The organism is Bacillus sp. MM2020_4 (genome assembly GCF_011250555.1).
In the GTDB taxonomy this organism is placed as follows: Bacteria; Bacillota; Bacilli; order Bacillales; family Cytobacillaceae; genus Neobacillus.
In genome coordinates, this window is record NZ_JAANMZ010000016.1 from 39,757 (window position 1) to 62,584 (window position 22,828).

General features: G+C 40.1%; 20 protein-coding genes and 1 pseudogene. 6 read left to right on the forward strand and 15 right to left on the reverse strand.

Annotation, left to right across the window (positions count from 1 at the left end; all coding sequences use genetic code 11):
- Positions 1-2 precede the first annotated feature (2 nt).
- From G6554_RS12095 to G6554_RS12125, 7 genes and pseudogenes are all read right to left on the reverse strand, one after another.
- Positions 3-1,475, reverse strand: coding sequence for an aldehyde dehydrogenase family protein (locus G6554_RS12095; protein ID WP_166242217.1), 1,473 nt, complete (start codon positions 1,473-1,475; stop codon positions 3-5).
- 184 nt (positions 1,476-1,659) lie between these two features.
- The gene (locus G6554_RS12100; RefSeq protein WP_166242135.1) at positions 1,660-3,783 is read right to left on the reverse strand and encodes a sigma 54-interacting transcriptional regulator; all 2,124 of its coding nucleotides are present in this window, start codon (positions 3,781-3,783) and stop codon (positions 1,660-1,662) included.
- A 105-nt stretch (positions 3,784-3,888) separates the two neighbouring features.
- On the reverse strand, positions 3,889-4,137 hold the full coding sequence (locus tag G6554_RS12105) for a biotin/lipoyl attachment domain-containing protein (RefSeq protein WP_166242137.1): 249 nt from the start codon (positions 4,135-4,137) through the stop codon (positions 3,889-3,891).
- A gap of 15 nt (positions 4,138-4,152) precedes the next feature.
- Entirely contained in the window at positions 4,153-4,443 is a 291-nt protein-coding gene (locus G6554_RS12110) for an SAV0927 family protein (protein WP_166242139.1), read from the reverse strand.
- Positions 4,444-4,464: 21 nt separating this feature from the next.
- On the reverse strand, positions 4,465-5,748 hold the full coding sequence (locus tag G6554_RS12115; protein WP_166242141.1) for a Glu/Leu/Phe/Val family dehydrogenase: 1,284 nt from the start codon (positions 5,746-5,748) through the stop codon (positions 4,465-4,467).
- 223 nt (positions 5,749-5,971) lie between these two features.
- Positions 5,972-7,324, reverse strand: coding sequence for an APC family permease (locus G6554_RS12120; RefSeq protein WP_166242144.1), 1,353 nt, complete (start codon positions 7,322-7,324; stop codon positions 5,972-5,974).
- Between the two features lie 315 nt (positions 7,325-7,639).
- Positions 7,640-8,986: pseudogene (locus G6554_RS12125) on the reverse strand (APC family permease).
- A 291-nt stretch (positions 8,987-9,277) separates the two neighbouring features.
- Between G6554_RS12125 and speB the strand changes: the two are divergent.
- Positions 9,278-10,237: an agmatinase gene (gene speB, locus G6554_RS12130; protein WP_166242146.1), complete on the forward strand. Its 960-nt coding sequence runs from the start codon at positions 9,278-9,280 to the stop codon at positions 10,235-10,237.
- Positions 10,238-10,325: 88 nt separating this feature from the next.
- On the opposite strand, the gene G6554_RS12135 is transcribed toward speB, so the two are convergent.
- A complete protein-coding gene (locus G6554_RS12135; protein ID WP_166242147.1) occupies positions 10,326-10,928 on the reverse strand; it encodes a cell wall hydrolase in 603 nt (200 codons plus the stop codon).
- 354 nt (positions 10,929-11,282) lie between these two features.
- Here G6554_RS12135 and G6554_RS12140 point away from each other — a divergent pair, with 354 nt between their 5' ends.
- Positions 11,283-11,729 carry a Dps family protein gene (locus G6554_RS12140; protein ID WP_166242148.1) on the forward strand — a complete coding sequence of 149 codons (447 nt, stop codon included), beginning with the start codon at positions 11,283-11,285 and terminating at the stop codon, positions 11,727-11,729.
- Positions 11,730-11,806: 77 nt separating this feature from the next.
- Here the strand turns inward: G6554_RS12140 and G6554_RS12145 are convergent, their stop codons facing one another.
- Both G6554_RS12145 and G6554_RS12150 read right to left on the reverse strand, forming a co-directional pair.
- Positions 11,807-13,492 carry an ABC1 kinase family protein gene (locus G6554_RS12145; protein WP_166242150.1) on the reverse strand — a complete coding sequence of 562 codons (1,686 nt, stop codon included), beginning with the start codon at positions 13,490-13,492 and terminating at the stop codon, positions 11,807-11,809.
- Positions 13,493-13,571: 79 nt separating this feature from the next.
- Positions 13,572-13,844: an AbrB/MazE/SpoVT family DNA-binding domain-containing protein gene (locus G6554_RS12150; protein ID WP_207627599.1), complete on the reverse strand. Its 273-nt coding sequence runs from the start codon at positions 13,842-13,844 to the stop codon at positions 13,572-13,574.
- A gap of 199 nt (positions 13,845-14,043) precedes the next feature.
- On the opposite strand from G6554_RS12150, the gene G6554_RS12155 reads away from it, so the two are divergent.
- Positions 14,044-14,136, forward strand: a complete 93-nt coding sequence (locus G6554_RS12155; protein ID WP_166242152.1) for a YjcZ family sporulation protein — start codon at positions 14,044-14,046, stop codon at positions 14,134-14,136.
- Positions 14,137-14,220: 84 nt separating this feature from the next.
- Here G6554_RS12155 and G6554_RS12160 read toward each other — a convergent pair whose 3' ends face one another.
- The 3 genes from G6554_RS12160 to G6554_RS12170 form a co-directional block, all read right to left on the reverse strand.
- Complete coding sequence (locus tag G6554_RS12160; protein ID WP_166242154.1) at positions 14,221-15,798, reverse strand: acetolactate synthase large subunit; 1,578 nt, start codon at positions 15,796-15,798, stop codon at positions 14,221-14,223.
- An 85-nt stretch (positions 15,799-15,883) separates the two neighbouring features.
- Positions 15,884-16,309, reverse strand: coding sequence for a disulfide oxidoreductase (locus G6554_RS12165; RefSeq protein ID WP_166242156.1), 426 nt, complete (start codon positions 16,307-16,309; stop codon positions 15,884-15,886).
- A 1-nt stretch (position 16,310) separates the two neighbouring features.
- Positions 16,311-17,018, reverse strand: coding sequence for a DsbA family protein (locus G6554_RS12170; protein ID WP_166242158.1), 708 nt, complete (start codon positions 17,016-17,018; stop codon positions 16,311-16,313).
- Between the two features lie 198 nt (positions 17,019-17,216).
- On the opposite strand from G6554_RS12170, the gene G6554_RS12175 reads away from it, so the two are divergent.
- From G6554_RS12175 to G6554_RS12185, 3 genes are all read left to right on the forward strand, one after another.
- On the forward strand, positions 17,217-18,278 hold the full coding sequence (locus G6554_RS12175; protein ID WP_166242160.1) for a lactonase family protein: 1,062 nt from the start codon (positions 17,217-17,219) through the stop codon (positions 18,276-18,278).
- Between the two features lie 107 nt (positions 18,279-18,385).
- Positions 18,386-19,090, forward strand: a complete 705-nt coding sequence (locus G6554_RS12180) for a DUF421 domain-containing protein (RefSeq protein WP_166242162.1) — start codon at positions 18,386-18,388, stop codon at positions 19,088-19,090.
- A 129-nt stretch (positions 19,091-19,219) separates the two neighbouring features.
- Positions 19,220-19,714: a VanZ family protein gene (locus tag G6554_RS12185; RefSeq protein WP_166242164.1), complete on the forward strand. Its 495-nt coding sequence runs from the start codon at positions 19,220-19,222 to the stop codon at positions 19,712-19,714.
- 105 nt (positions 19,715-19,819) lie between these two features.
- On the opposite strand, the gene G6554_RS12190 is transcribed toward G6554_RS12185, so the two are convergent.
- Together G6554_RS12190 and G6554_RS12195 are read right to left on the reverse strand one after the other, a co-directional pair.
- The gene (locus G6554_RS12190; protein WP_166242166.1) at positions 19,820-21,616 is read right to left on the reverse strand and encodes an ABC transporter ATP-binding protein; all 1,797 of its coding nucleotides are present in this window, start codon (positions 21,614-21,616) and stop codon (positions 19,820-19,822) included.
- Positions 21,616-22,812 (reverse strand): nucleotidyltransferase domain-containing protein, encoded by a 1,197-nt coding sequence (locus G6554_RS12195; protein WP_166242168.1) that lies wholly within the window; start codon positions 22,810-22,812, stop codon positions 21,616-21,618. The genes G6554_RS12190 and G6554_RS12195 overlap by 1 nt, the downstream gene beginning before the upstream one ends.
- Positions 22,813-22,828 lie beyond the last annotated feature (16 nt).

Consider the following 22,828-nt stretch of genomic DNA (forward strand, 5'->3'; position numbering starts at 1 on the left):
TATTAGTTTGAAAACCAGCCAACTGGTTCGACTTGCAAATTAATGTTTATCTGTTTAATTTCCTGGAATTCATCAAGGCCAAATGTTCCTAGGCTGCGGCCAATCCCGCTTTGTTTATAGCCACCCCATGGTGCTTCGTTATAAGTAGGATGATAGGAATTCACCCAAGTAATCCCGGCGCGCAGTTTTTTAACTACCCGAAGCCCTTTGGCACCATCTTTTGTAAAAACGGCACCGGCCAGTCCATAAACAGTCCCATTTGCTAGCTTCAGAGCTTCTGCCTCATCCTTAAACTTCTGGATGACGACAACCGGTCCAAAGATTTCCTCTTGTACAATTTTCATCTCTTGCTTCACATTAACGAAGACGGTTGGTTCAACAAAGTAGCCCTTTTCTAACCCATCTCGAACGATTCGATTTCCGCCGCAAGCAAGCGTCGCGCCTTCCTGTTTGCCAAGCTCAATATAATGAAGGACTTTTTCCAAATGCTGTTCGCTGACAAGCGGCCCCATCTCCGTGGATGAATCTTGACCAGGCCCTACCTGAATTTTCTTCGCCCGTTCAACAAACCGTTCAACAAATTGATCGTAAATGCATTCTTCAACAAGAATTCTTGACCCTGCTGAACATACTTGACCCGAACCGGCGTAGATTCCAAATAATGCATAATCAACAGCTGTTTCAAAATCGGCATCAGCAAAAATAATATTGGGTGATTTGCCGCCTAATTCGAGCGAGACCTTTTTCATCGTATCAGCAGCCGTTTTCATGATATGCTTACCTGTCTTCGTTCCCCCGGTAAATGAAACCATATCGACTTCTGGATGGGAAGCGATTTCATTTCCGACCACAGGACCGGCACCCATCACCATATTGGCGACGCCTTTTGGTAAACCAACCTCTTCAAAAATTTCAAACAGCTTTTTCGGTGTAATAGGTGTTACTTCTGATGGTTTATACACAATCGTATTCCCTGCTGCAAGTGCCGGGGCGATTTTCCAAACACTCATTAACAGCGGATAGTTCCAAGGAACAATTAACCCGCAAACGCCGACGGGCTCGCGGACGACCATGGCCTGCATGGGATCGGCAACATGGTAGGTCTGGCCATCAGGGGCTGTAATCAGTCCTGCATAATAGCGGAAGCATGCCGCTGCATCCGCCACATCAAAGCCTGCTTCCCTTAATGGCTTCCCGTTATCCATCGTTTCAAGTTCAGTTAACTCGGCAGAATGTTCATCCATTTTGTCCGCAATTTTTAATAAATAGGACGCTCTTTCCTGAGCGGAAATACCAGACCAAACTCCTTCTTCAAACGCTTTACGTGCCGCAAAAATGGCTTCGCGGGCATCTGCGACCGTTCCTTCGGGGGCATAGGAAATCACTTCCCCATTTGCGGGATTTAGCACTGGGCGTGTTTGTTGATTTTCAGCATCTTTCCACTCACCATCAATAAACATCTTTAGGTTGACCACACGGTTTTTAACTTCGACCATTTTTATTCCTCCTTTGTTCACCCTCACTAATTTATATTGCAAGAAGCGTGCCAACACTTAATGCTAGCAACATAGCATCTTTTGAAAAAAAGCTATTCATTTTTGCATAACCTTATTTCCAATTGCATAAAAAAATGATCCAGATAAAAATCTGAATCATTTTTTATAATGTGGATAAGTTTTCAAGTTTAATATTTTTTTCCGCCAATATTTTTTGATATTTCCGGCTGACGGAGGACTGACTTATTCCAAGTGCTTTTGCCGCTTTCGTGGTCGTTTTGTATTGGTTCATTGCCATGATGATTAGCTGCTCTTCGACATGATCAATGGCGTCCTGAAGGGGAATCACACGTGTGATCACAGGTTTCATTTTTTTATGTTCATAGCCTAATGATAAAAATTGGCTGACGAACTCGGCATCAATGGCCGGATGGTCAGCAGTTACGACCAATCTTTCAATAATGTTTTGCAGTTCCCGTACGTTACCCGGCCATGGATAAAACTCGAGTACATTAATAGCATCCGGTGTTAGATGATAATTACGGTCGTATCTTTCATTCAACTGCTGAAGGAAATGGAAAGCCAAGAGAGAAATGTCCTCCGTCCGCTCCCTTAATGCCGGAATATGAATAGGAATGACATTCAGCCGATAATATAAATCCTCTCGGAATTTTCCTTCCTCCACCATTTTCGCTAAATTTTTATTTGTGGCTGCAATAATTTGCACATTTACCTTCATCGACGTTGTACTACCAACAGGAATAAACTCCTGTTCCTGCAGGACGCGCAGCAGTTTCACCTGCAAGTGGACAGGCATTTCGCCGATTTCATCAAGAAACAGAATACCACCATCGGCCTGTTTGAAATAACCGTCTTTTCCATTTTTATCAGCACCTGTGAAAGCACCCTTTGTATAGCCAAACAGTTCACTCTCAAGCAAATTCTCCGGAATAGCCCCGCAGTTTAATTTCAAAAATGGTTTTTGTGAACGCCTCCCTAATTGGTGAATCGCTTGGGCTATTACCTCTTTTCCGACCCCAGATTCCCCGTGAAGCAGGACAGTCGATGAAAAGTCGGCAATTTTCTTTACTTGGTTCATGATCTTTTCCATTTTGGGACTGCAATAAATTAATTTTTTCAAAAAGCGATCTTTACTTTTAAAATCATCTAATTCTTTCCGATATTGTTCCGATATTTTCCGCATTTCCTGCAGTTCGCTTTTCAGCCTTGTGGTTTCGGTAATGTCGCGAGAGGCAATAATAATCCGGTCAAGTTCATTGTTTTCATTAAAAACAGGATTACCGACAGCGAGAATTTTTCTGCCATTATGCGTTTCTTGGACAACGGAAACCTTTTTCTTTTTCTCGATGACGAGCCTTGTGACAGATGGAGTGAAGAGACCGCGGTCTTCCAATTCAAGAATGTTTTTTCCAATTAGCTCTTTTAAATCCACATTCCAAAAATCTTGAATGATGTTTTCGCTGAATCTGATCAATTCCCCTTTGGCATTCACCACAAGAATTTCATCATATATGCTTGAAAGAATGGCGTTTAAATCTTTATTCAAATCTTTAATATATTCTATTTCCATTGCCATTTCCTCAACCATCGGCAAATCTTGAACAACGATGATAATCCCGTCCACCTCGTTATCGTAGTTCAAGATCGGACTATAGTCGACGAGAACGCCCATTTCATTGGTGATTTCAAGATGGTTGAGCAACGTCTTTCCGGTTGCAAATACCTTGTTAATATGAGAGCTGCTAAAAATATTTTCAGCCGGTAGATTCAACACCTTCTCCGCATTCGATTTAATCATTTTTAAGCCGGCCTCATTGCAGTTAATAATGCGTTTTTCTTTATCTAAAATAAAAATCCCCATCGGAATGGAAGTCAGCATAATCTTAAGCAAGTCGACGCTTTTATTTTCCTGTTTAAATAGTTCTGCCAGCACATCTTCTCTTCGAATGTAACCCGAAGGATTACCATCATCCCCCTTAATAAGCGCAAAGGGTTCACCGATAATTTGAAACAAGACGGGCAAGGAAATATGACCGCTTAAATGACAGATACTTTCAAGCGGTTTGGCATGTTCAAGCAGGAGTTCTACCGATAAGGCCTCTTTTTCTAGTTTCCCTATGACTACATATGCATATAAGAGATTTTCTTTTTTTAAAAATAAAAAGGGTTCTTTAAGGTTACTTAAGGTTGCTTGAAATCGTTCATTACTTTCCTCAATTGCCACTGAAATAATCGGCTTCACTTTTTCTTTTGCCACGGAAAACATCGTACCTTCCCCCTTACAACCTGGTCACTCTAATACTACCACTTCGTTCAGAATTTTTAAAATAGTATTCCGCAAAAAGAAGATGTGAGGAGTGGCCCCCACATCTTAATCACTTCCGGTGACAAATAAATCTTCCTTAATATAGGCCAGGACCATTCCGGGAATAACATCATCACCCTCCTGAACTTCTAGTGATTCAACCTCCCCGCTAACACTTGTTTGAATTTGTTCCAGTTTGCCGTCCAGCGTTTTGATGGCAAACAATGACTCCCATTCATAAAATCTGGATTCACTCGTAACTGAGATCCTCTCAACCTGCCCGTAACACGGGCTAAGCACTACACCGAAATACATCGTGATCACCCCTTTTTAATATTGCTCCTGAAACGGACGAGTCTGTAAAACGGAGCGAAAAAACTCTTGAAATTCCGGGATATCCTCTATTTCAATTCCTAATCGTTCCGCCCAATGATCATCTGCATCCGTATCCTCTTGGCAAAGTAACACCATTTTCCCAGACTGTATCGATGTCACCATCGCTTTTCCGAAAAAATGATTGGAGTAGCCAATCGTTAAATCATAACGGTGGTTATTCGAAATAAGGCAGAAATAATGCAAGAGCTGATTTTCCTTTTCTTCCGTCAAGATTTCAAGCTTCATTCCTAGTTCCTCCTTAAAATTTTAATATCTTAACCATCCTCGCAACCTCGAAGCTTCAGCTAATTTTTGAATGCCTTCGATATAAGCGGCAATTTTCATATTGACCCCAAACTTCTTCGCGGTGTTATGGACATTTAAAAAGCTGGTAGTCATTTTTTCCTTAAGCCGTTCATCCACTACTTCTTCCGTCCAGTAATAACCTTGGTTGTTCTGGCACCATTCAAAATAGGAGACAATCACGCCGCCGGAGTTGGCAAGGATATCTGGGACAACAAGAATTTCACGTTCATCAAGAATGTTTAACGCATCCTTTGTTGTTGGCCCGTTAGCTGCTTCAATAACAATCTGGCAGGAAAGCCGGCTGGCGTTTTGTTTATTGATAACGCCTGAGATCGCTGCCGGAATAAGGACATCACATTCTTTTTCCAATAATTCTTGGTTGCTAATGGAGCTTTTAAAACGATTCGAAACAATGCCAAAGGAGTCCCTGCTTTCCAAGAGGTGGGGAATATCTAGGCCGTTTTCATCGTATAAACCGCCAAGCACATCACTAATTCCAATCACTTTTGCCCCTAAATCATACAAATACTCGGCCAAATAACTACCGACATTGCCAAAACCTTGAACGATGATGCGGGTGTCCTTTAGCTCCATTTTCTTCATTTCACATACCATTTGCAGTGTATAAAGGACGCCTTTTGATGTAGCCGTTTCCCTGCCCTTCGACCCGCCAAGTGCAATTGGTTTTCCTGTGATGAAACCCGGTGAATCAAATTCACGGATATGGTCATATTCATCAAGCATCCAGGCCATGATTTGCGAGTTTGTATACATATCGGGCGCCGGGATATCTTTTGTCGGGCCGACAAGCTGACTTACCGCTCTCACATAACCCCTGCTTAACCGTTCTAATTCATCTAAGCTCATATTTCGGGGGTCACAGACAATACCGCCTTTTGCACCGCCGTAAGGCAGATCGGTAATCCCGCACTTTAGGCTCATCCAGCCCGCCAATGCCTTTACCTCTTCAGCTGTGACATCCGGATGGAAGCGAATTCCGCCTTTTGTCGGCCCTGAGGCATCGTTATGCTGGGCACGGTAACCTTGAAAAATCTGCGTTTTTCCGTTATCCATCCTTATTGGGATACTTACCTCTAAAAACCTCATTGGCTTTTTCAAAAAGTCATACACCTGCGGGGGATAGTTTAGAATGGTAACAGCTTCCTTCAGCGTCTCCTGAAACTCAACAAGCGAATTATCCTTTTCCTTTTCTTTCGTATTCACGTTTAGCGATTCGACAGCCATTCTTAACACCTCATTTTGTATTGTTATTATTGCTAGTAGCAATTTCCGTGCCAACTGTTGAAATACTAATAGAGGCAGGTTTTTATGATGGAATTTATTAATAATGAATATCAGCGTTATGAAAAAATGATTGAACTATTCATTTCTGCATACAAACGATGTATTCCTGATTAAGTCATACAAAAAGCCAGGCGAGTAGCCTGGCTCAGGTAACTTTCTCTATCTATAGTGAAGAAGTTCTCTCCGCGTCATCAATATTTAAATCGGCAATTTTAATCGTAAAGAATCTGGTTTGGAAAATCATATAAACGACACCAATGACAATCCACACGATCCCCCCGATAAGAGCATCTGCTTGGAGGTTATACCACAAGATTCCTGTTAAGCCAGCACCAAGAATTGGCATTACAAGGTAGGAGAATATATCCTTTCCTGTTTTGTACCTTTTTAAGCGAAAAACGAAATGAGCGATAACGGATAGGTTAACAAATGTAAACGCAATTAGCGCGCCAAAATTAATAAACGATGAAATTAGCTCAAGGCTTGGTGCGATAGCAAGGAGGGATACTACCCCAACAAGGACGACATTAAAAACCGGTGTCCGAAATTTGGGGTGAACATAACCGAAAGTCTTCTTCGGAAGGACACCGTTCCGGCCCATCACGTACAAAAGCCGTGACACACTTGCATGGGAAGCAAGTCCCGAGGCCACTGTTGCGGCAAACGCACCAGATAGGAAAATCAGTTTAAAGAGGGTACCGCCGACAAACATGCCAATTTCCGGTAACGTATCATCAGTTACCTTAAAGCCCGAAATATCCGGAAATAAGGCTTGGGCAAAATAGCTGCATACGAAGAAGATCGCGCCGCCAATAAAGACTGTCAACATAATCGCCTTTGGCATTATTTTACTATCAATGGCTTCCTCCGCGTACATCGTAACAGCATCAAAACCAATAAACGAGAAACAAACCACTGTTGCCCCTGTTAAAATGGCGCCAAGATGTACGTTGGAATGGAAAATCGGTTCTGTTGTAAAAATCGTTCCTTGGCCCATCCCTTTAGAAAGCTGGAGGAAGGCAAGAACAATAAAAGCCGCAATTAAGACCACTTCAAAAATAACAAGCAGTGAATTTAAACTGGAGGTTTTCCCCATACTCCAGGCATTAATAGCCGTGACGACGGCGACATAACCGACGACCCAAATCCATGCCGGAACAGCTGGAAATACCGATACCATATAAATACGAATAATTAGAGCGTTTACCATCGGAAGTAAAATGTAATCCAGCAGCGCTGCCCAGCCGACAAGGAAGCCTAGATGAGGGCTCATCGTTTCCCTTGTATAGGTGTAGGCAGATCCTGCGCTCGGAAATACCTGTACCATTTTTCCATAACTAATCGCCGTGAACAACATCACGACTAATGCCGCCAGATACGCTAGCGGTACCACACCATTTGTTTCTTTAGACACGATCCCAAATGTATCAAACACAATCGTTGGTGTCATATACCCTAAACCCAGCATAACAATTGCCCAGAGTCCAAGTGAACGCTTAAGAGTAGTATTCTCCAATTTACTCAACTCTCCTTTAGTCACTATTTTCGTTTATCAGCTCCAATTGAAAGCACTTACATTTCATTGATTATTTATGAATGCTTCTATTTTTACAGGAATTCCCCCTCTTATCTTAAAGTAAAATCCAACTATTTTAAATAGTTGCAATTTTCATACCAATTTATATTTATTTCCTCGAAGCCCGTTATCACTACTTCTTAGTCAACCTTTTAAGAAGTTACTTTTATGAAAATATGCATAAGCTAACCAGAATTGCATAAACTCTCGATTCAAAAAAAGCAGCGGAATTTGATTCCCCTACTTTTTCAAAAACTATATTTGTGCTTCCTCCGCTTTAAACTGCGGCGGTGCTGCCCGAAATGCTTTTGTGAGGTAGAGCAAATAGGCAAAACCGATTCCAAACCATGTGAGTCCCATCATCAAGGAGCTAGTCTCGAGATTAATCCAAAGAATCCCAACCGTCCCTGCTCCAATCAGCGGCATGACGACATAATTGAAAAATCCTTTTGGAGTACGGTGCATTTTGTGACGAATGGCAAAATGACTAATGACGGACAAATTAACAAACGTAAAGGCCATTAATGCCCCAAAATTAATTAAGGAAGTGGCTGTCACTAAGTCAAAAAACCATGCGGATAAGGAGATCACGCCAACAATGGCTACATTGATAGCAGGGGTTCTCCATTTTGGATGGACATAACCGAACCATTTTTCCGGGAATACTTTGTCACGCCCCATTACATACAAGAGCCGCGATACACTTGCGTGGGAAGCAAGTCCAGAGGCAAGGGTGTTCACAAAAGTTGTACATAAGAAAATCGACTGAAACAGCTTGCCGCCGACATAAAGGGCAATTTCTGGCAGTGCTGCATCTGGTTCTTTAAACCTTGAAATATCAGGGAAAAATAGCTGAATAAAAAAGGATGTGCCGATAAAAATAATTCCGCCCCATAACGCTGTTAGCATAATCGCTTTCGGAATTGTTTTTTCCGGATTCGGTGTTTCTTCGGAAAGGGTCGTAACCGCATCAAAGCCAAGGAACGAAAAGCAAAGAATCGTTGCACCCGTAATGAGGATCGGGATGTTCATACCTTCAATAAAAAACGGCTGTAAACTAAAAACAGTACCTGTCCCTTCACCTGCGTGCAGTCCTTTAATCACAAGGATGATAAAGACAATCATGATGAGAACTTGAACTAGTACGAAGAATGTATTGAAATTTGCCAGGATATTTACACTTCTTAAGTTTAAAAAGGTAACAATTCCGACAAACACCAGTACCCAGATAAAATCCGGAACAGACGGAAACAAGGCATGTAATTATAATTTTGTTAATAACGCATTTACCATTGGTAAAAATAAATAATCCAGTAATGACGACCAGCCAACTAGAAAACCCAGGTGCCCGTTGATGGCTTTTTGTGTATACGTATAAGCTGACCCTGCCTGCGGAAACACCTTTACGAGTTTCCCATAGCTCGCAGCCGTAAAGAGCATCCCAATCAGTGCAATGATATATGCAGTTGGTACATGGCCTTTCGTTACTCCTGAAACAATTCCAAAGGTATCAAACACCACCATTGGAGTCATATAGGCTAACCCCATGATGACGACTTGCCATAACTTTAACGACCTTTTCAGCTTTACACCATTCTCCACTTATCATTCCTCCCTATTTTAAAACGCTTTCAAAAATGAATAACCCCTTTGTCCGTTCCCCTTGGTTTTTTAAAATACACGAATGTATTTTGCAAATTTCGTGCCAAATGGTTTCCAAGTAAAAATCTATACAGATGTGGTTTATTCCAGCGTTGAATTATTCAGCCGCGCATATTTTATTCTGAAATAAATAATGATGACCACTCACGCCTTGAGTCCATATATTTATTCTGCTGGCATAAAACTTGCATCATAATTTTTAAGAAAAAGACAAACAGGGGGAATGCTATCATGCACTATCCATTATCACCAGATGTAAAGCCGGAATTCTGCACAACAGGTACCTTTATGCGGTTACCATCAAGTAGAGAAAATGCAAAATTAGCGATTGTCGGGATGCCCTTCGATACTGCCGCATCATTCCGTGTTGGGGCTCGGTTTGCACCACAAGCGATTCGTCAGGCATCGATGACTTTATTCCCTTATCATCCCATTCACAAGGTATATCCTTTTGATGAATGCAACGCGATCGATATTGGCGATGTTTCAGTCATCCCGCATAATATCCACCGAAGCTATGAGGTCATCGAAAAAGCCATGCATGAACTGATGAAGCAGGGAATCGTTCCGATTGGTATTGGTGGTGACCATTCGGTAACATTGGCCAATCTCCGTGCGGCTGCAAAGGTCCATGGGCCTGTTGCCTTAATTCACTTTGATTCCCACACCGATACATGGGATACGTATTATGACGAAAAGTATTGGCACGGATCACCCTTCATCCGTGCATACGAGGAAAATTTACTGATTCCTGATAAGGTGTTCCAAGTGGGAATTCGCGGGACGCTCAACCATCCGGGGGATATCGATGCTAGTACCGATTTAGGCTACCACGTGATTACCACCCCGGAATTAAAGGAACGCGGCGCAGCAAGTGTGATCAAAGAGATGAAGGAAAAGATTGGGGATACTCCTTGCTTCCTTAGTTTTGATATTGATTTTGTCGATCCATCTTGTGCTCCTGGAACCGGGACACTTGAAGTCGGTGGGTTGAACAGCTTTGAAACCTTACAAATCATTCGTTCCTTATCGGATTTTCATTTTATCGGCTATGACTTAGTTGAGGTCCTGCCTCCATACGATCCCACCCAGATTACAACATTGCTTGCGGCAACCATCATCCATGATTTTGCCAGTCTTGCCGCATTAAAGATCAAGAAGGAAGCGCTCGCTTCAAATACAGCTCCATAACGACAAAAAAGCAGTGAAATTCCAGTTTTAGGAATTCACTGCTTTTGCTGTATAAAAGTTTCCCTTTTTGAAAAGATATAATGAATACTTATCTTGCAAAACGGTGGTTACCGATTGTGACGGTTACTTCACGGGAAGTGATCCACTGGCTGGAAGATGTTTTTGGATTATAGAAAAATAATGAGCCATTGCCTTGTCCTTTGAACGCTAACGCTTCATTCACTGCCTGCTTTGATGCTGCATCAGCTGGTTGATTGATCTGACCATTTTCTACTGGCGTAAATGCATAATGACCGTTGGCAATTTGATTGATAACTCCACTGATCGAATTCGGGAATTCAGAACTCGCAACTCGGTTTAAAATGACCGTTGCCACAGCAACTTTCCCCGCATATGGTTCGCCCACTGCCTCGGCATGAACGAGACGTGCCATTAAATCTTTTTCTGCTGCTGTAACAGTAGAATTTGGGATTACTAGATTTTGACCTGCATTAAGGGAACTGCTAGTTGCATGGTTTGCCTCCATTAAGCTATTTACAGGAATGCCAAAGTTGGTGGCAATTTTCCAATAGGTTTCACCCGGTTGCACTTTATGAGTTGTTGTTGCCGCTTCAGTTGTTCCATTTAAAGTAAATGCTGACAATGATAGAATCATTCCGGTTGCAATCACTAGTTTTTTAAGTTTATTCATTTTATGACCTCCAAAAGTTAGTGTGCCGTTTCTCTACTACTAAGGCTAACAGTTGTAACATTCTTATTCATCGTCCAATAATTGGTAATGCTCCTTCAACTAGAATGAACCCCGTCATCCATGCCTTTCACACCCAATTGGAATGATCAACCAATCTATTCTTTTTTCCTATTAATCCCTTGAGTGGATAGTTAAGGTTTCATTATTACATGGTGTTTCATGCTTGTAACATAGAATCGGCTCTCTTTCAGGAAATCTTCACCAAATTGACAACAAATTCGGTAAATTGATAGAGGATTCCTCTCCAAACTTTGGTAATAATAGTATGGAAGGAATATTTAAGGAGGCTTTTATATGGAAAATCAATTAGTCAGCGTCTTAAACAAGCAAATTGCCAACTGGTCTGTCTTGTATATCAAACTACATAACTACCATTGGTATGTGAAGGGCGGACAATTTTTCACCTTACATGCAAAATTTGAGGAATTTTACAACGAAGCTGGGTTGCATGTGGATGAATTAGCCGAACGCTTGCTGGCAATCAGCGGTAAACCTGTCGCCACAATGAAGGAATGCCTGGAAATTGCCTCTATCCAAGAATCAACGGGTCATGAATCTGCCGATGAGATGGTACTGTCTGTGATCAATGACTATTCGATCATAATTGGCGAATTAAAAGAAGGAATGAGTTTTGCCGGGGAACTAGATGATGAAACTACCGGCGATATGCTGCTTGCGATTCATTCTGGTCTTGAAAAACATGTTTGGATGCTGTCGGCATTCCTTGGTAAATCCTTATAAGCATCAAAAAAAGTCCAACAGCACATGGTTGGACTTTTTCTTGGAATAGCTATGAGCCATACGAAGTACGTATTGTTCTATTCTTTAGCTTTCATAAATGGTGGTCTAGGATGTGTCCTTCTCCTTCTTCTAACAGACGTTCTTGTCCCTGCCTGAAAAATAGTTAACAAGCCACCGCTGACCATTAATAGGATTCCGGCAAGCTGGTTATCGGCAAACATTTGCGAACCGGAGATCAATAAACCTGTTCCAAATACGGCTAGGACAATTTTCCTTGTTTGCAAGGCTTGATTGTTCAAAATATTTTTTTCAAAAGTCTTAGAAGGTTGAATTCGGAGCTCACCTGACTCTAGCTGATCAACAAAATGGAACAATTTTCGAGATGTGGGAATGACCTGTAAAAGCGTATTCTTAACTTGATCAAGCACATTCTCTTTTGCCGTGCTTGCATTGGCAGTATTACCGCTCATCAGATCTTCCACATATGGTTTTGTATTCGCAACAACATCGAAATTCTTATCTAATCCGTTACAAATGCTAAAAACAGTCATAATCGCCTTGCCTAAAAACGTAGTTCTTGACGGAATTTGGAAGGGTTGTTCATAAAGGAACTCTCGTAATTCCTCAAGAAACCCCTCATTATTCATCTTTTCAATGCTAAAACTACCTTCAGAAAAGCTGGAGAGAATAATTTTCACGTTCTTCACCAGCACGGTTTTGTCTGCATGCTTTCTTAAAAAGCCAAGTTCATCAAAGGCTTCAACAATCCCGCTGCCATCCTTCAAGTAGATAGACATGGCAAGCTTAACGATATTTTCCTTCATCACATTCGAAATCGTTCCGACCATTCCGAAATCAATGTAGGCAATCGTTCCGTCTTGTTTAACTAAAAGATTTCCGGGATGTGGATCAGCATGGAAAAAGCCATCCTCCATCAATTGTTTTAAATAGGACAAATAAAGGATGGAGGCTAGTTTCTTCTTATTAATGGAAGCTCCTTCTAATTTCTCAAGCTCGTTTATTTTAACACCTTCAATAAACTCCATCACAAGCACCTTGCTGGTCGTCAGTTCCCCATATACACGTGGTGTGGTGACACCGGGAAAATCACGGAAAGATTCTTGAAAGGACTCTAGATTCTTTGCCTCCTTAAGGTAATCCAATTCTTCCGTAATCACTTCTTCAAATTCTTGATAGACATTCTTTAGATCAACAAACTTGCCCATTTTAGTACGACGTGCAAAGGCAATTAGCACCTTTAATGTAGCCAAATCAAGTGAAACCGTTGCTTCGATTCCGGGACGCATGACCTTAATGGCAACTTCTTCTCCACTTTTCATGACTGCTTTATGGACCTGTCCTAACGATGCGGCGGCCACGGGTGATGGGACGAAGGTGGTAAAATGGTCACTAAGCCTTCCACCCAGTTCCGTTTCAATTCTGCTAATTGCAACAGCTGAATCAACTGGAGCCACTGAATCCTGCAGTTCTGACAAGGTATCGGTATATTCCTTTGGTAAAATATCGACCCTTGAACTGACAAATTGGCCTAGCTTGATGATTAGACCGCCCATCTCAACGGCAGCACCTACAAACTTTTTAGCTTGGGATCTGTAAACTTCCTTATACTTTTGATTGGCCTTTTCTTTATGGTAAAATTTCTTTGTTTTTCCCAGCCACCAAAATTGCATAAAGAACCCAACAAACATGAAAAATGTTTTGCGAAACCTTTTGTTGAACAGTAAGCGTATCATCTCACGCATTCTTGTCCTCCCCTTTCATGTAAAGTCCCACGGGACAAGCCTGCGTGGTATGTCCTTCTACCCCTCCATGGAGAATAATTTATTCCTTTTCTTCCTCTTCTGTCTCTGTTTTCTCAAAAATCTCTTGGGCTATTTTTTCGAATCTCTTTGACTTGTTAAAAAAGAAATTAGCAAACTTATTCATAATCTCTGATTTAACAAGAATCACGGTTCCCTTCCTGGCATCACCAAATACCACAAACTTTTCTCCTGCTTTCATTCCTAGTTCCTCTCTTGCTTCCGATGGGATGACCACCTGGCCTCTTTCTCCCATACTCGTGGTTCCAAAAATTTTTCCATGATTCATCATCATCACTCACCTCTCCTTTGTAGGATAAATCATACTATTCATACCAACAATACGTTTCACACAATGTACATATGACGATTTTATGGCAAAAAGGCGGCCAGAACTGGGATCCATACTTTTTTTATACAGGTATGCACTTGTCCATTTCAAACATCTTATCTCACGCATACATTGTAATTATTAAAAGGTGGAGGTGATAAATATGTCTGGAGGCGGATACGGCAACAACGGCTTTGCATTAATCGTTGTGTTGTTTATTCTTTTAATCATCATCGGTGCATCTTATATGTACTAATGATTCTTCCCAACTCAGAAAAGAGCGGTAAAACCTATTTGGTTTCACCGCTCTTTTTTTCATTTTAGAATTTTTCATCTAAGCTTATTGCATCATTGCTTCTATCAGCACAATTTCACTTTTCGCCTTCATTGCTTCTACCACCATTCCTTCAAACTCCGCCACGTTCGTTGCTCTCATTCCCCTTGCTCCAAAGCTTTCTGCTAAATGGACAAAATCCGGGTTAGTAAAGGTGACGCCATAACTATCGCCAAACTTTTTCTCCATCGTATCTACCTCTAGTTTCAGCATCGAATCATTTAATAGGATAATGACGAAGGATATCCCTAGTCTTTTAGCCGTTTCAAGTTCGGCAAAATTCATTAATGCGCCGCCATCGCCCGTAATACAGATAACTGTTTTTTTCGGTGCGGCTAATTTTGCCCCAATCGCCCCAGGGATGGAGATGCCCATGGAGGCAAAACCATTGGAAATAATCAGTTGTTTCGCATGCTTTGGTTGATAGGTTCTAGCAATCGCTACTTTATGTGAGCCTACATCTGAAACTAAGATGGTCTCATCCGTCTGGACTCTTTCAAGCACATGCAAGATTTCTTCAATTGTTAAGCCAGAATCCCCACTAGCCTTTTCTATAATAGAATAAGACTCTTCGATCCGATGCTTTAACCTTCCAGAGGGCTGCCAATGTTTGGGCTGTGTTGGAAGAAGTGGCAGCGTTTCCTTAAGATTCCCCACTAACTCAGCCTGTACTGGGTAATATTCGTCTACATCCGCTGCTGTCGCGGAAATATGAATAACCGGAACCTTTTTCCTATTCCATTCTGACGGAAGCTTTTCGATGATGTCAAAACCAATCACAATCAATAAATCCGCTTCTTCAAACCCTCGAAGGACGTAATCTTTCTCCATAAACCCAAAGGTATAAAAATTTTGCGGATGATCTTTTGGTAGAATCCCTTTCGCCATGAAGCTGGTTGCAACCGGTGAACCAAGCTGCTCCATAAATGCCAGAACTTCGATGACGGCATTTTGGCGGATGACCTCATTCCCAATCATGATAAATGGTTTTTGACTTTGATTCATCACTTGTGCTGCGGAATGGAGTGATTCAGCCGCTGGTACATTTTTTGGTAACTCGGTAATAGGTAAGGGTTTGGTTGTCACGTTTTCCATAGCGATATTTTCCGGTAATTCGATAACGACAGCTCCCGGTTTCTCTTCCAATGCCTTTCGAAAAGATTTTCTGATGATTTCCGGAATCGTGTTTGCTGCTTTTATTTGTATGGACCATTTTGTGACTGGTTTGTAAAGCTCTTGAATATCAATATACTGGTGAGAATCTTTATGTTGATCCTTCAGCGCTTTTTGACCTGTCAGGGCGATGACCGGTGAATGATCCAAATTTGCACTTGCAATACCTGTTACTAAATTTGTCGCCCCAGGACCAAGGGTTGCCAAACAAACTCCTGGTTTCCCCGATATTCTTCCATACACATCTGCGATGAATGCCGCCCCCTGCTCATGGCGAACAGGTATGTAGGTAATTTTTTCTGAAGCGGATAAAGAATCCCCTAGATCAATGACTTCCTTCCCAATAATGCCAAAAACATATTCGACACCTTCATTTTCTAAACAAGTTACCACTAGATCAGATGCTTTCATTTCTGCCTCCACATTACTATATTTACCTACCTCTATTCTTTGCCAAATTTTTATATTCATGAAAGGACTAAAAAAAAAGAAGAGACTATCCACGAATAGTCTCTTCTTCCTTTTGACCGCGAGCTAACACAATCATGCTCACCGTAATTATAATAAAGGCAATCAACGCCAGCATTGGTATTGTTATAAACCCAAGCCAATTAATGTAATCCTTCGAACAAGGAACCCCACTTGTACACATTTCAAACTGCTGCAGGTAGGGGATTTTTTGCAATAAAGTATGATACCCGGAAAGTAGTACACCAATAATAGACAATGGCAGTACATATTGATAAATTCTATTATCATTTCGGTAAACAGCTATACCTAAAATGATGGCCAATGGGTACATAAAAATTCGTTGATACCAACAAAGGGTACATGGGATAAAAAGCATCACTTCACTAAAATATAAACTTCCGAGTGTGGCGATGATCGCTGCAACCCAGGAGATAAGTAGAGATTTATTCATTCTATTCACCCTTTGCTGCTTTATCTACCATATCTTTCAAATCGTCCATGGTTTGTCCATCAAAATATTGGCCATTCACATAGATGGCTGGTGTCCCGGTTGCGCCTAGTTTTTTAGCTAAATCCATATCCTTGTTAAAAGATTCTTTTGATTTATCAGCGTTAAAGTGCTTTACTACCTTGTTTACATCATCCTCATCCGCCACTTCTTTTAACGTATCGGTTAAAAACTTTTCAGTAAAAAGGTCAATTTTTTCATATTTAGTGTCTTCCGGCTGCTTTTTATATATTAAATCATGAAATTCCCAAAATGGTTCATTTCCTAGCACCTGATAAACAGATTCCGCAAATTTAGCTGTTCTTGTGGAGTCAGTATTAATGAATGCATAATTCATAAAATAGAGCTTCGCCTTTCCTGTATCGACTAACTCCTTTTCGATTAGGGGGACCACATTTTCATTGAAGTTTTTACAGTTTGGACATTTATAATCGCCAAACTCAATAATCGAGACCGGTGCGGATTTGTCACCATGGAATGGCTGATTACTATAATCAATGTTTTTGTTAGAGTTTGCTTTTTCATCTGACTTTGAATGGTTGCCGATGAAAATAAATCCTAGTACGAAAGCTGCAATAATCCCAATCATCCAGAAAGCAAACTTGGATGAGGATTTCGGCTGGCTTTTAGTATTTTTTTTATTCTTTACCATAATCAAGCTCCTTTTGTTGACGTAAATAATAGCTGGACGAAGGTTTTATCCCAGATAATTTAACTATTACTTATCCCCCATAATAATGCAAATAAAAGACCTTTTCATCATGTAAAAATTCATATGAGTAGCATTTCAATGATAGTACGATATTATTAGTATAGGTATTATTTTAATCCATGCAAGGAGGCTCGGAAAATGACAAAGAAGAACAATAAGTACAGTGGTTATATTGGAACCTATACAAAAGGAGACAGTAAAGGGATCTATTCTTTTACACTTGATACAGAAGCGGCGAAAATACTGGATGTAAAGCTGGCGGCCGAATTAGAAAATCCTACATACGTAAATATCAGCAAGGATAATCGTTTTCTTTATGCTGTAAAAAAAGAAGGAGAAAATGGGGGAGTAGCTGCTTTTGCCATTCAGAAGTCAGGCGAGTTGACACCAATCAATTCCCAACTGGCAGGAGGTTCATCTCCTTGTCATGTAAGTGTAGACAGTCAATCAAACGTTTTATTCAGTGGAAATTATCATAAAGGCGAGGTCGCATCTTATTTACTTGATGCTGAAACTGGATCCATTTCACCTGCTGTTTCTGTGATTCAACATGAGGGTTCTGGTCCAGATCCACGACAGGAAAAACCGCATACCCATTATGCGGGACTTACACCTGATGAAAACTATCTTGCCGTTGTTGAATTGGGGATCGATGCCCTTATTACCTACTCCGTTGCGAGTGACGGGACACTTACAAGAGCAAATCTATTGCCTTTAAAAGGCGGCAGTGGACCCAGACATTTAGCTTTTCATCCTAATGGTAAATATGCCTACATTATGACTGAATTCAGTTCAGAAGTTGTTGTGTTAAGCTACTATCCGGAAGATGGCCATTTTACCGAGAAACAATATATTTCCACATTGCCGGAAGATTTTACGGAAAATAATCAAGGCAGTGCGATTCATATTTCTTCTGATGGTCGCTTTGTTTATGCAGGTAATCGCGGTCATAATAGCATCGCTGTTTTCCGTGTCGATGCATTTTCAGGGGAGCTTAGCTTTGTGGAACATGTTTCGACCGAAGGGGATTGGCCGCGGGATTTTGCATTAGATCCTTCTGAAAAATTCATCGTGGCTTCGAATCAGGAATCAGGTAATCTTGTGTTATTTTCACGGGATGATGCAACAGGGAGATTGACTCTCTTGGAGTCGGATGTTTCTGTGCCGTATCCGGTTTGTGTGAAGTTTTTGCATAGTTAAAAACAGGGTGGATTCATCCTGTTTTTTTGTTGGCCTTTTTAGCGTAGAAAAGAACCATTCATGACAATACTATGTAAATAGGGAATACATAGAAGGATGTGTCTTTATTGGAATTTCTCCATGGTCAACATTCACTTTCGGCTATTGAGTGGATTTTAAGGGCAGCAATCTCTTTCTTCATTTTGCTCATTACAGCCAAGATAATGGGTTCCCGTGCCATCTCCCAATTAAGGCTGATCGACTTTGTCATCGCCCTTATGCTCGGAAATATCATTGCCCATCCTTTGTCAGACCAAACCATTGGTATGAAAGGTTCTATTATTTCAACTTTTGTCATTGCGATTTTGTATATTGGTGGTGTTTTCTTAAGCCTTAAATGGACTGCCTTTAGAAAACTAACGGATTCAGAACCTTTTCCCGTTATAAAAAATGGAGAAATCATTTATCCAGGCCTCAAAAAAGCTAGAATATCAATTGATTTTTTATTAGCGGAGTTACGGAAGGAAAAAATTGCGGATGTAAAAAAAGTAGCGTTGGCATTATGGGAAGCTGATGGGAAAATCTCTATTTTTTTAGACCCTCAGTATGAGGCAATCACACCGGCAACCTATCAAATGAAAACAGAGCCTTTCGATCTTCCTAAGACAATCATAAAAGAGGGAAAGATAAATACTCAGGTGTTGAAGGAGGTTAACAAGGAGGAAGAGTGGCTAATCAACACCATTAGGTCCAATTATAAAACAGAAATTAGTGAGGTTTTACTTACCACCATTGATAACAAAAACAAGTTAACGGTTTTCCTGTATAAATAATGATTTTAGCAGTGGCCTAGTGGTACTGGACCCTCTCTTTCTTTTATTCGACAACTTTAATTGACAAACTTTTCATCCCTTCTTTCTTATAATCAAAATAGGATGTACTTGTAAGATAGGAGAACGGATATGGTACAGCGTGAAATACAAGAGGCTAAAATAGCTAAAAACAAGAAGCCGCAGAAATATATAATATTTGTAAAAATAATGCTTGTTACCTTATGGGGATTGTTTTTATTACTGAATACGTGGACGGAAAGCATAGAAAAACTAATGTATTTACACACGTTCGGATTTAATTGGGTCCCAAATCCGGACTATTTGTCATTCTTTTATTTCAATGATTTCACCCTTTTTCATCCTGAATTTATCAAGGTGAAGTTTGGACATTTTATTGGGTTTGCTATCCTGGACTTTTTACTATTCAACCTTTTTAAAAGCCACAAGATTTCTATTATATTAGCCATTTTGTTTGCCATTTTTACAGAATTCCTGCAATTGTTTTTTGGGAGAGACGGACGGCTTTATGATCTCTTGATTGATTCTTTGGGAATTATAACAGTATTTTTAATTTTTACAAACACTAACTTTAAAGTAAATAGAAAAAATAATGATTGGCATTGAAAAATATTAAATTAAAGTTCAAGATCCAAACCGGTAGAACTTTTCCACATAACAATAGAAATTGTAGCATACTTCAAAAAAACACTCACATTAATATGAGTGTTTTCAAAGTGTAGCTTCCATTTGGTTTCTTAGTAACTTATTGAACATACTTTTCTTTTCCTTTGCGAGCTGAAGAAATTCCCCGTTTTGAATAATTTCTCCTTGTTCTAACACGATAACTTGATCAGCATTTCTGATTGTAGATAATCGGTGAGCAATGACAATGATCGTCATTCTACCTTTTAATCTTTCTAATGCTTCTTGTATTTTCGCTTCATTTTCGGTATCCAAAGAACTCGTTGCCTCATCCAAAACAAGGATTGATGGGTTTCGAAGGATAGCTCGTGCCAATACCAACCGCTGCCGTTCACCCCCGGAAAGTCTAATTCCACGGTCGCCAATCATTGTATCAAGACCATAAGGGAGCTTCTTTACAAACTCCGAAGAAGAGGAAAATTCTAATGCCTCCCAAATTTGTTCCTCACTAGCATTCGGCTCTACAATTAATAGATTTTCTCTTATGCTCTCATTAAATAAATATGGTTCCTGAGGAACATAACTAATCACACGTCTTAAAGATAGAAGATTGGTACTAGAAAGCGGCGTTCCATCCAGCAACACTTCACCTGCCTCCGGTTTATTTAGGCCCATTAATAAATCTATAAGTGTACTTTTTCCAGCTCCTGACCTCCCTACCACTGCTGTCATTTCATTAGCAGGGATGCACAGATTAATATCTTGCAAGGCATAACTATGCAAGTTTTTGTTATAACGAAAAAAAACTTCTTGGCATTCAATTGCCTTTCTAATTTGAAGGGGTTTTATATCAAGTGCATCCTCATCACGAAACTCTCTAGCCTGCCTACATTCATTTTGCAAAGTGATGACAGCTTTATAGGATGGAATCCTCATGGCTATTTGCTCTAAAGAAGCTTGAATACCAGCCACCCTAGGCCAAAGTCTTGAAAAAATGAGGACAATCAATATTAATTGGCCCCCCTGAGCATGAAACATATTCATAGCAATTAATAAAAAGATTCCAATTAAAATGGCTGATGCAACCTTGTAAAACAATTGAGATTTAGTACTTAATCTTGAATATTCAACTTGTTCATTCTGCATGTTTAGCGTTACATTCCGGAACCAAGTCATTCGCGATTCCTCAAGTGTATTACTCTTAATATCCTTTATCCCATTTATCTGGTCAGTGATCCCAGCAAGATAATTTTTCCCGGATTCATAATTTCTCCCTCCGAGTGCAAATGATCTTTTAAGGTATTTACGAGAAAAAAAGATAAGTACCAGTCCACTAATTAATACGAAGATGGTTATATTGGGTGAAAGCACAAAAGCTATTCCAATTTGTATCAATGTGAAAATAAGTGAAGCAATAAATTGAAAAAAGGAATTTGTTCCTGCACTAGCAGTTGCTATTTCTGTTGTCATAAAATTAAGAAGATCCGATCTTCTCCTCTTGATAAAAAAATCCCAATTAGCGTGAAGCAACGCATCATACGTTTCAATTCGCAATTGGCGAAAAAAGCCGTGCTGTATCATCGTATTTTTAATGGTTATTTGGCGCTGCAATATGTTTTGACCAATGACAAGGAAAATATAAATCCCTAAAATAATCGGTAACCCAAAATTACTAGGTATGTCTTGAAGAAAATCAAAAATGCCTAAGAATGGTATACCTTTGGTTTCTATGTTCACAATATTACTCATACTTATCATTGGAATTAAAAATAGAATTCCAATACCCTCTAGTAAACTCATGACAATCATTCCAAGGAGATTGACGTAAAGTACTTTTCCTGAATATGAGTGTAATTTTTTTACAAAGTAAAAGACTTCCTTCATTAGGATATCCTCCTGCGCAATTCCTGCTTCCTTATTTTTCGCCAAATACACAAAATGGGACGTAACGGAAAATATAAGAAATGAATACTTTTCGGTAAAGGTAATGTTTCTGCATCCTGAGGAAAGGGATACAAGGTGCTTAAAAGGAAAGAAAGCTTTTGTCGTAAGGACATTAATGAAAATAAATGGCGTTTGTGATAATCTGCTACATTAGTAGGAACAGGTATTGTATGTAAATTGACCATTTCTTCAAAATAAAAGATTGCCTCTTGTGCTAATCGCTTCGGCCGATGTCCTGTAACTAACGATTTACTTTCTACTGGCAACTTAGAATTTAATAGCTGGGAAGATAAAAAAAGCGCCTGACCACCTACATGGTAGTACTGATATTTTTTTAATATTTTTTTTAATTGGCCCCAATCGATTTTTTGTTTTATGATTTTATCGATATCTGTCAACCAACGAAGGCGTGACCATCCATGACGTGCACCATGTGAAACTAGAAATAAAAATAAATCCTCTCTGCCCAAATAATAAACATGGGAATTTGTAAATGGACTTCTTCTCCTCCGTTCCCATAATTCTTCAAAGCAGGGTTCCTTCCCTGGCCCTGGGTTTAAACGCCAATGGATTTCAAGCTTGATTTGCTTCTGTGAGTGAAAATAGGTGACATGATGGTGTCTCCATTTCCAATCACCCAGGATTGTTTGGATATAATCGTCCTTTACATAACCTTCATGTAACAGAAGTTGATCCACTTTATCCAAATCCTGAATCGGAACCAGGACATCTAAATCCCCGCACGTACGAAGAGAAAGATCACCATAAAGATCTGAAGCGAGTACCGGTCCTTTTAAATTAAGGAGTCGTATCATTTTATCTGAAAATAATTGACTAATTTTCTCCATTTCTGCGCTTAAATGCAACATATGAAATGTATTTCGTTTATATTGTTGACCAATGGTATCCATAACATTTCCAGGAATCCATTTGACATCTAGCATTTTTAATTTGGGATAGATTGAAGGATAGATTCGATGATGCATGGCCAGGTCTAGAAACAGATTCCAATCCATATCCGCAAGCTCATCCACATGATCAAGCTGGATGCCGTCATTATCTTCCTTTATGATTTTGAGTAAAAGTCTTAACTCCCTAGGTAGACCCGTGATATCAAGACAAAGATTATTATCCATAGCTATCTCCTAAATC

Coding starts and splice junctions, on each gene's coding strand:
- G6554_RS12110 (WP_166242139.1), bottom strand. CDS start 4,443: ATGAAGCTTGAAATCTTGACGGAAGAAAAGGAAAATCAGCTCTTGCAT.
- G6554_RS12135 (WP_166242147.1), bottom strand. CDS start 10,928: ATGAATAAACTTAAAAAACTAGTGATTGCAACCGGAATGATTCTATCA.
- speB (WP_166242146.1), top strand. CDS start 9,278: ATGCACTATCCATTATCACCAGATGTAAAGCCGGAATTCTGCACAACA.
- G6554_RS12195 (WP_166242168.1), bottom strand. CDS start 22,812: ATGGATAATAATCTTTGTCTTGATATCACGGGTCTACCTAGGGAGTTA.
- G6554_RS12190 (WP_166242166.1), bottom strand. CDS start 21,616: ATGAAGGAAGTCTTTTACTTTGTAAAAAAATTACACTCATATTCAGGA.
- G6554_RS12170 (WP_166242158.1), bottom strand. CDS start 17,018: ATGGTAAAGAATAAAAAAAATACTAAAAGCCAGCCGAAATCCTCATCC.
- G6554_RS12105 (WP_166242137.1), bottom strand. CDS start 4,137: ATGTATTTCGGTGTAGTGCTTAGCCCGTGTTACGGGCAGGTTGAGAGG.
- G6554_RS12115 (WP_166242141.1), bottom strand. CDS start 5,748: ATGGCTGTCGAATCGCTAAACGTGAATACGAAAGAAAAGGAAAAGGAT.
- G6554_RS12160 (WP_166242154.1), bottom strand. CDS start 15,798: ATGAAAGCATCTGATCTAGTGGTAACTTGTTTAGAAAATGAAGGTGTC.
- G6554_RS12140 (WP_166242148.1), top strand. CDS start 11,283: ATGGAAAATCAATTAGTCAGCGTCTTAAACAAGCAAATTGCCAACTGG.
- G6554_RS12185 (WP_166242164.1), top strand. CDS start 19,220: ATGGTACAGCGTGAAATACAAGAGGCTAAAATAGCTAAAAACAAGAAG.
- G6554_RS12145 (WP_166242150.1), bottom strand. CDS start 13,492: ATGCGTGAGATGATACGCTTACTGTTCAACAAAAGGTTTCGCAAAACA.
- G6554_RS12155 (WP_166242152.1), top strand. CDS start 14,044: ATGTCTGGAGGCGGATACGGCAACAACGGCTTTGCATTAATCGTTGTG.
- G6554_RS12100 (WP_166242135.1), bottom strand. CDS start 3,783: ATGTTTTCCGTGGCAAAAGAAAAAGTGAAGCCGATTATTTCAGTGGCA.
- G6554_RS12150 (WP_207627599.1), bottom strand. CDS start 13,844: ATGATGATGAATCATGGAAAAATTTTTGGAACCACGAGTATGGGAGAA.
- G6554_RS12165 (WP_166242156.1), bottom strand. CDS start 16,309: ATGAATAAATCTCTACTTATCTCCTGGGTTGCAGCGATCATCGCCACA.
- G6554_RS12175 (WP_166242160.1), top strand. CDS start 17,217: ATGACAAAGAAGAACAATAAGTACAGTGGTTATATTGGAACCTATACA.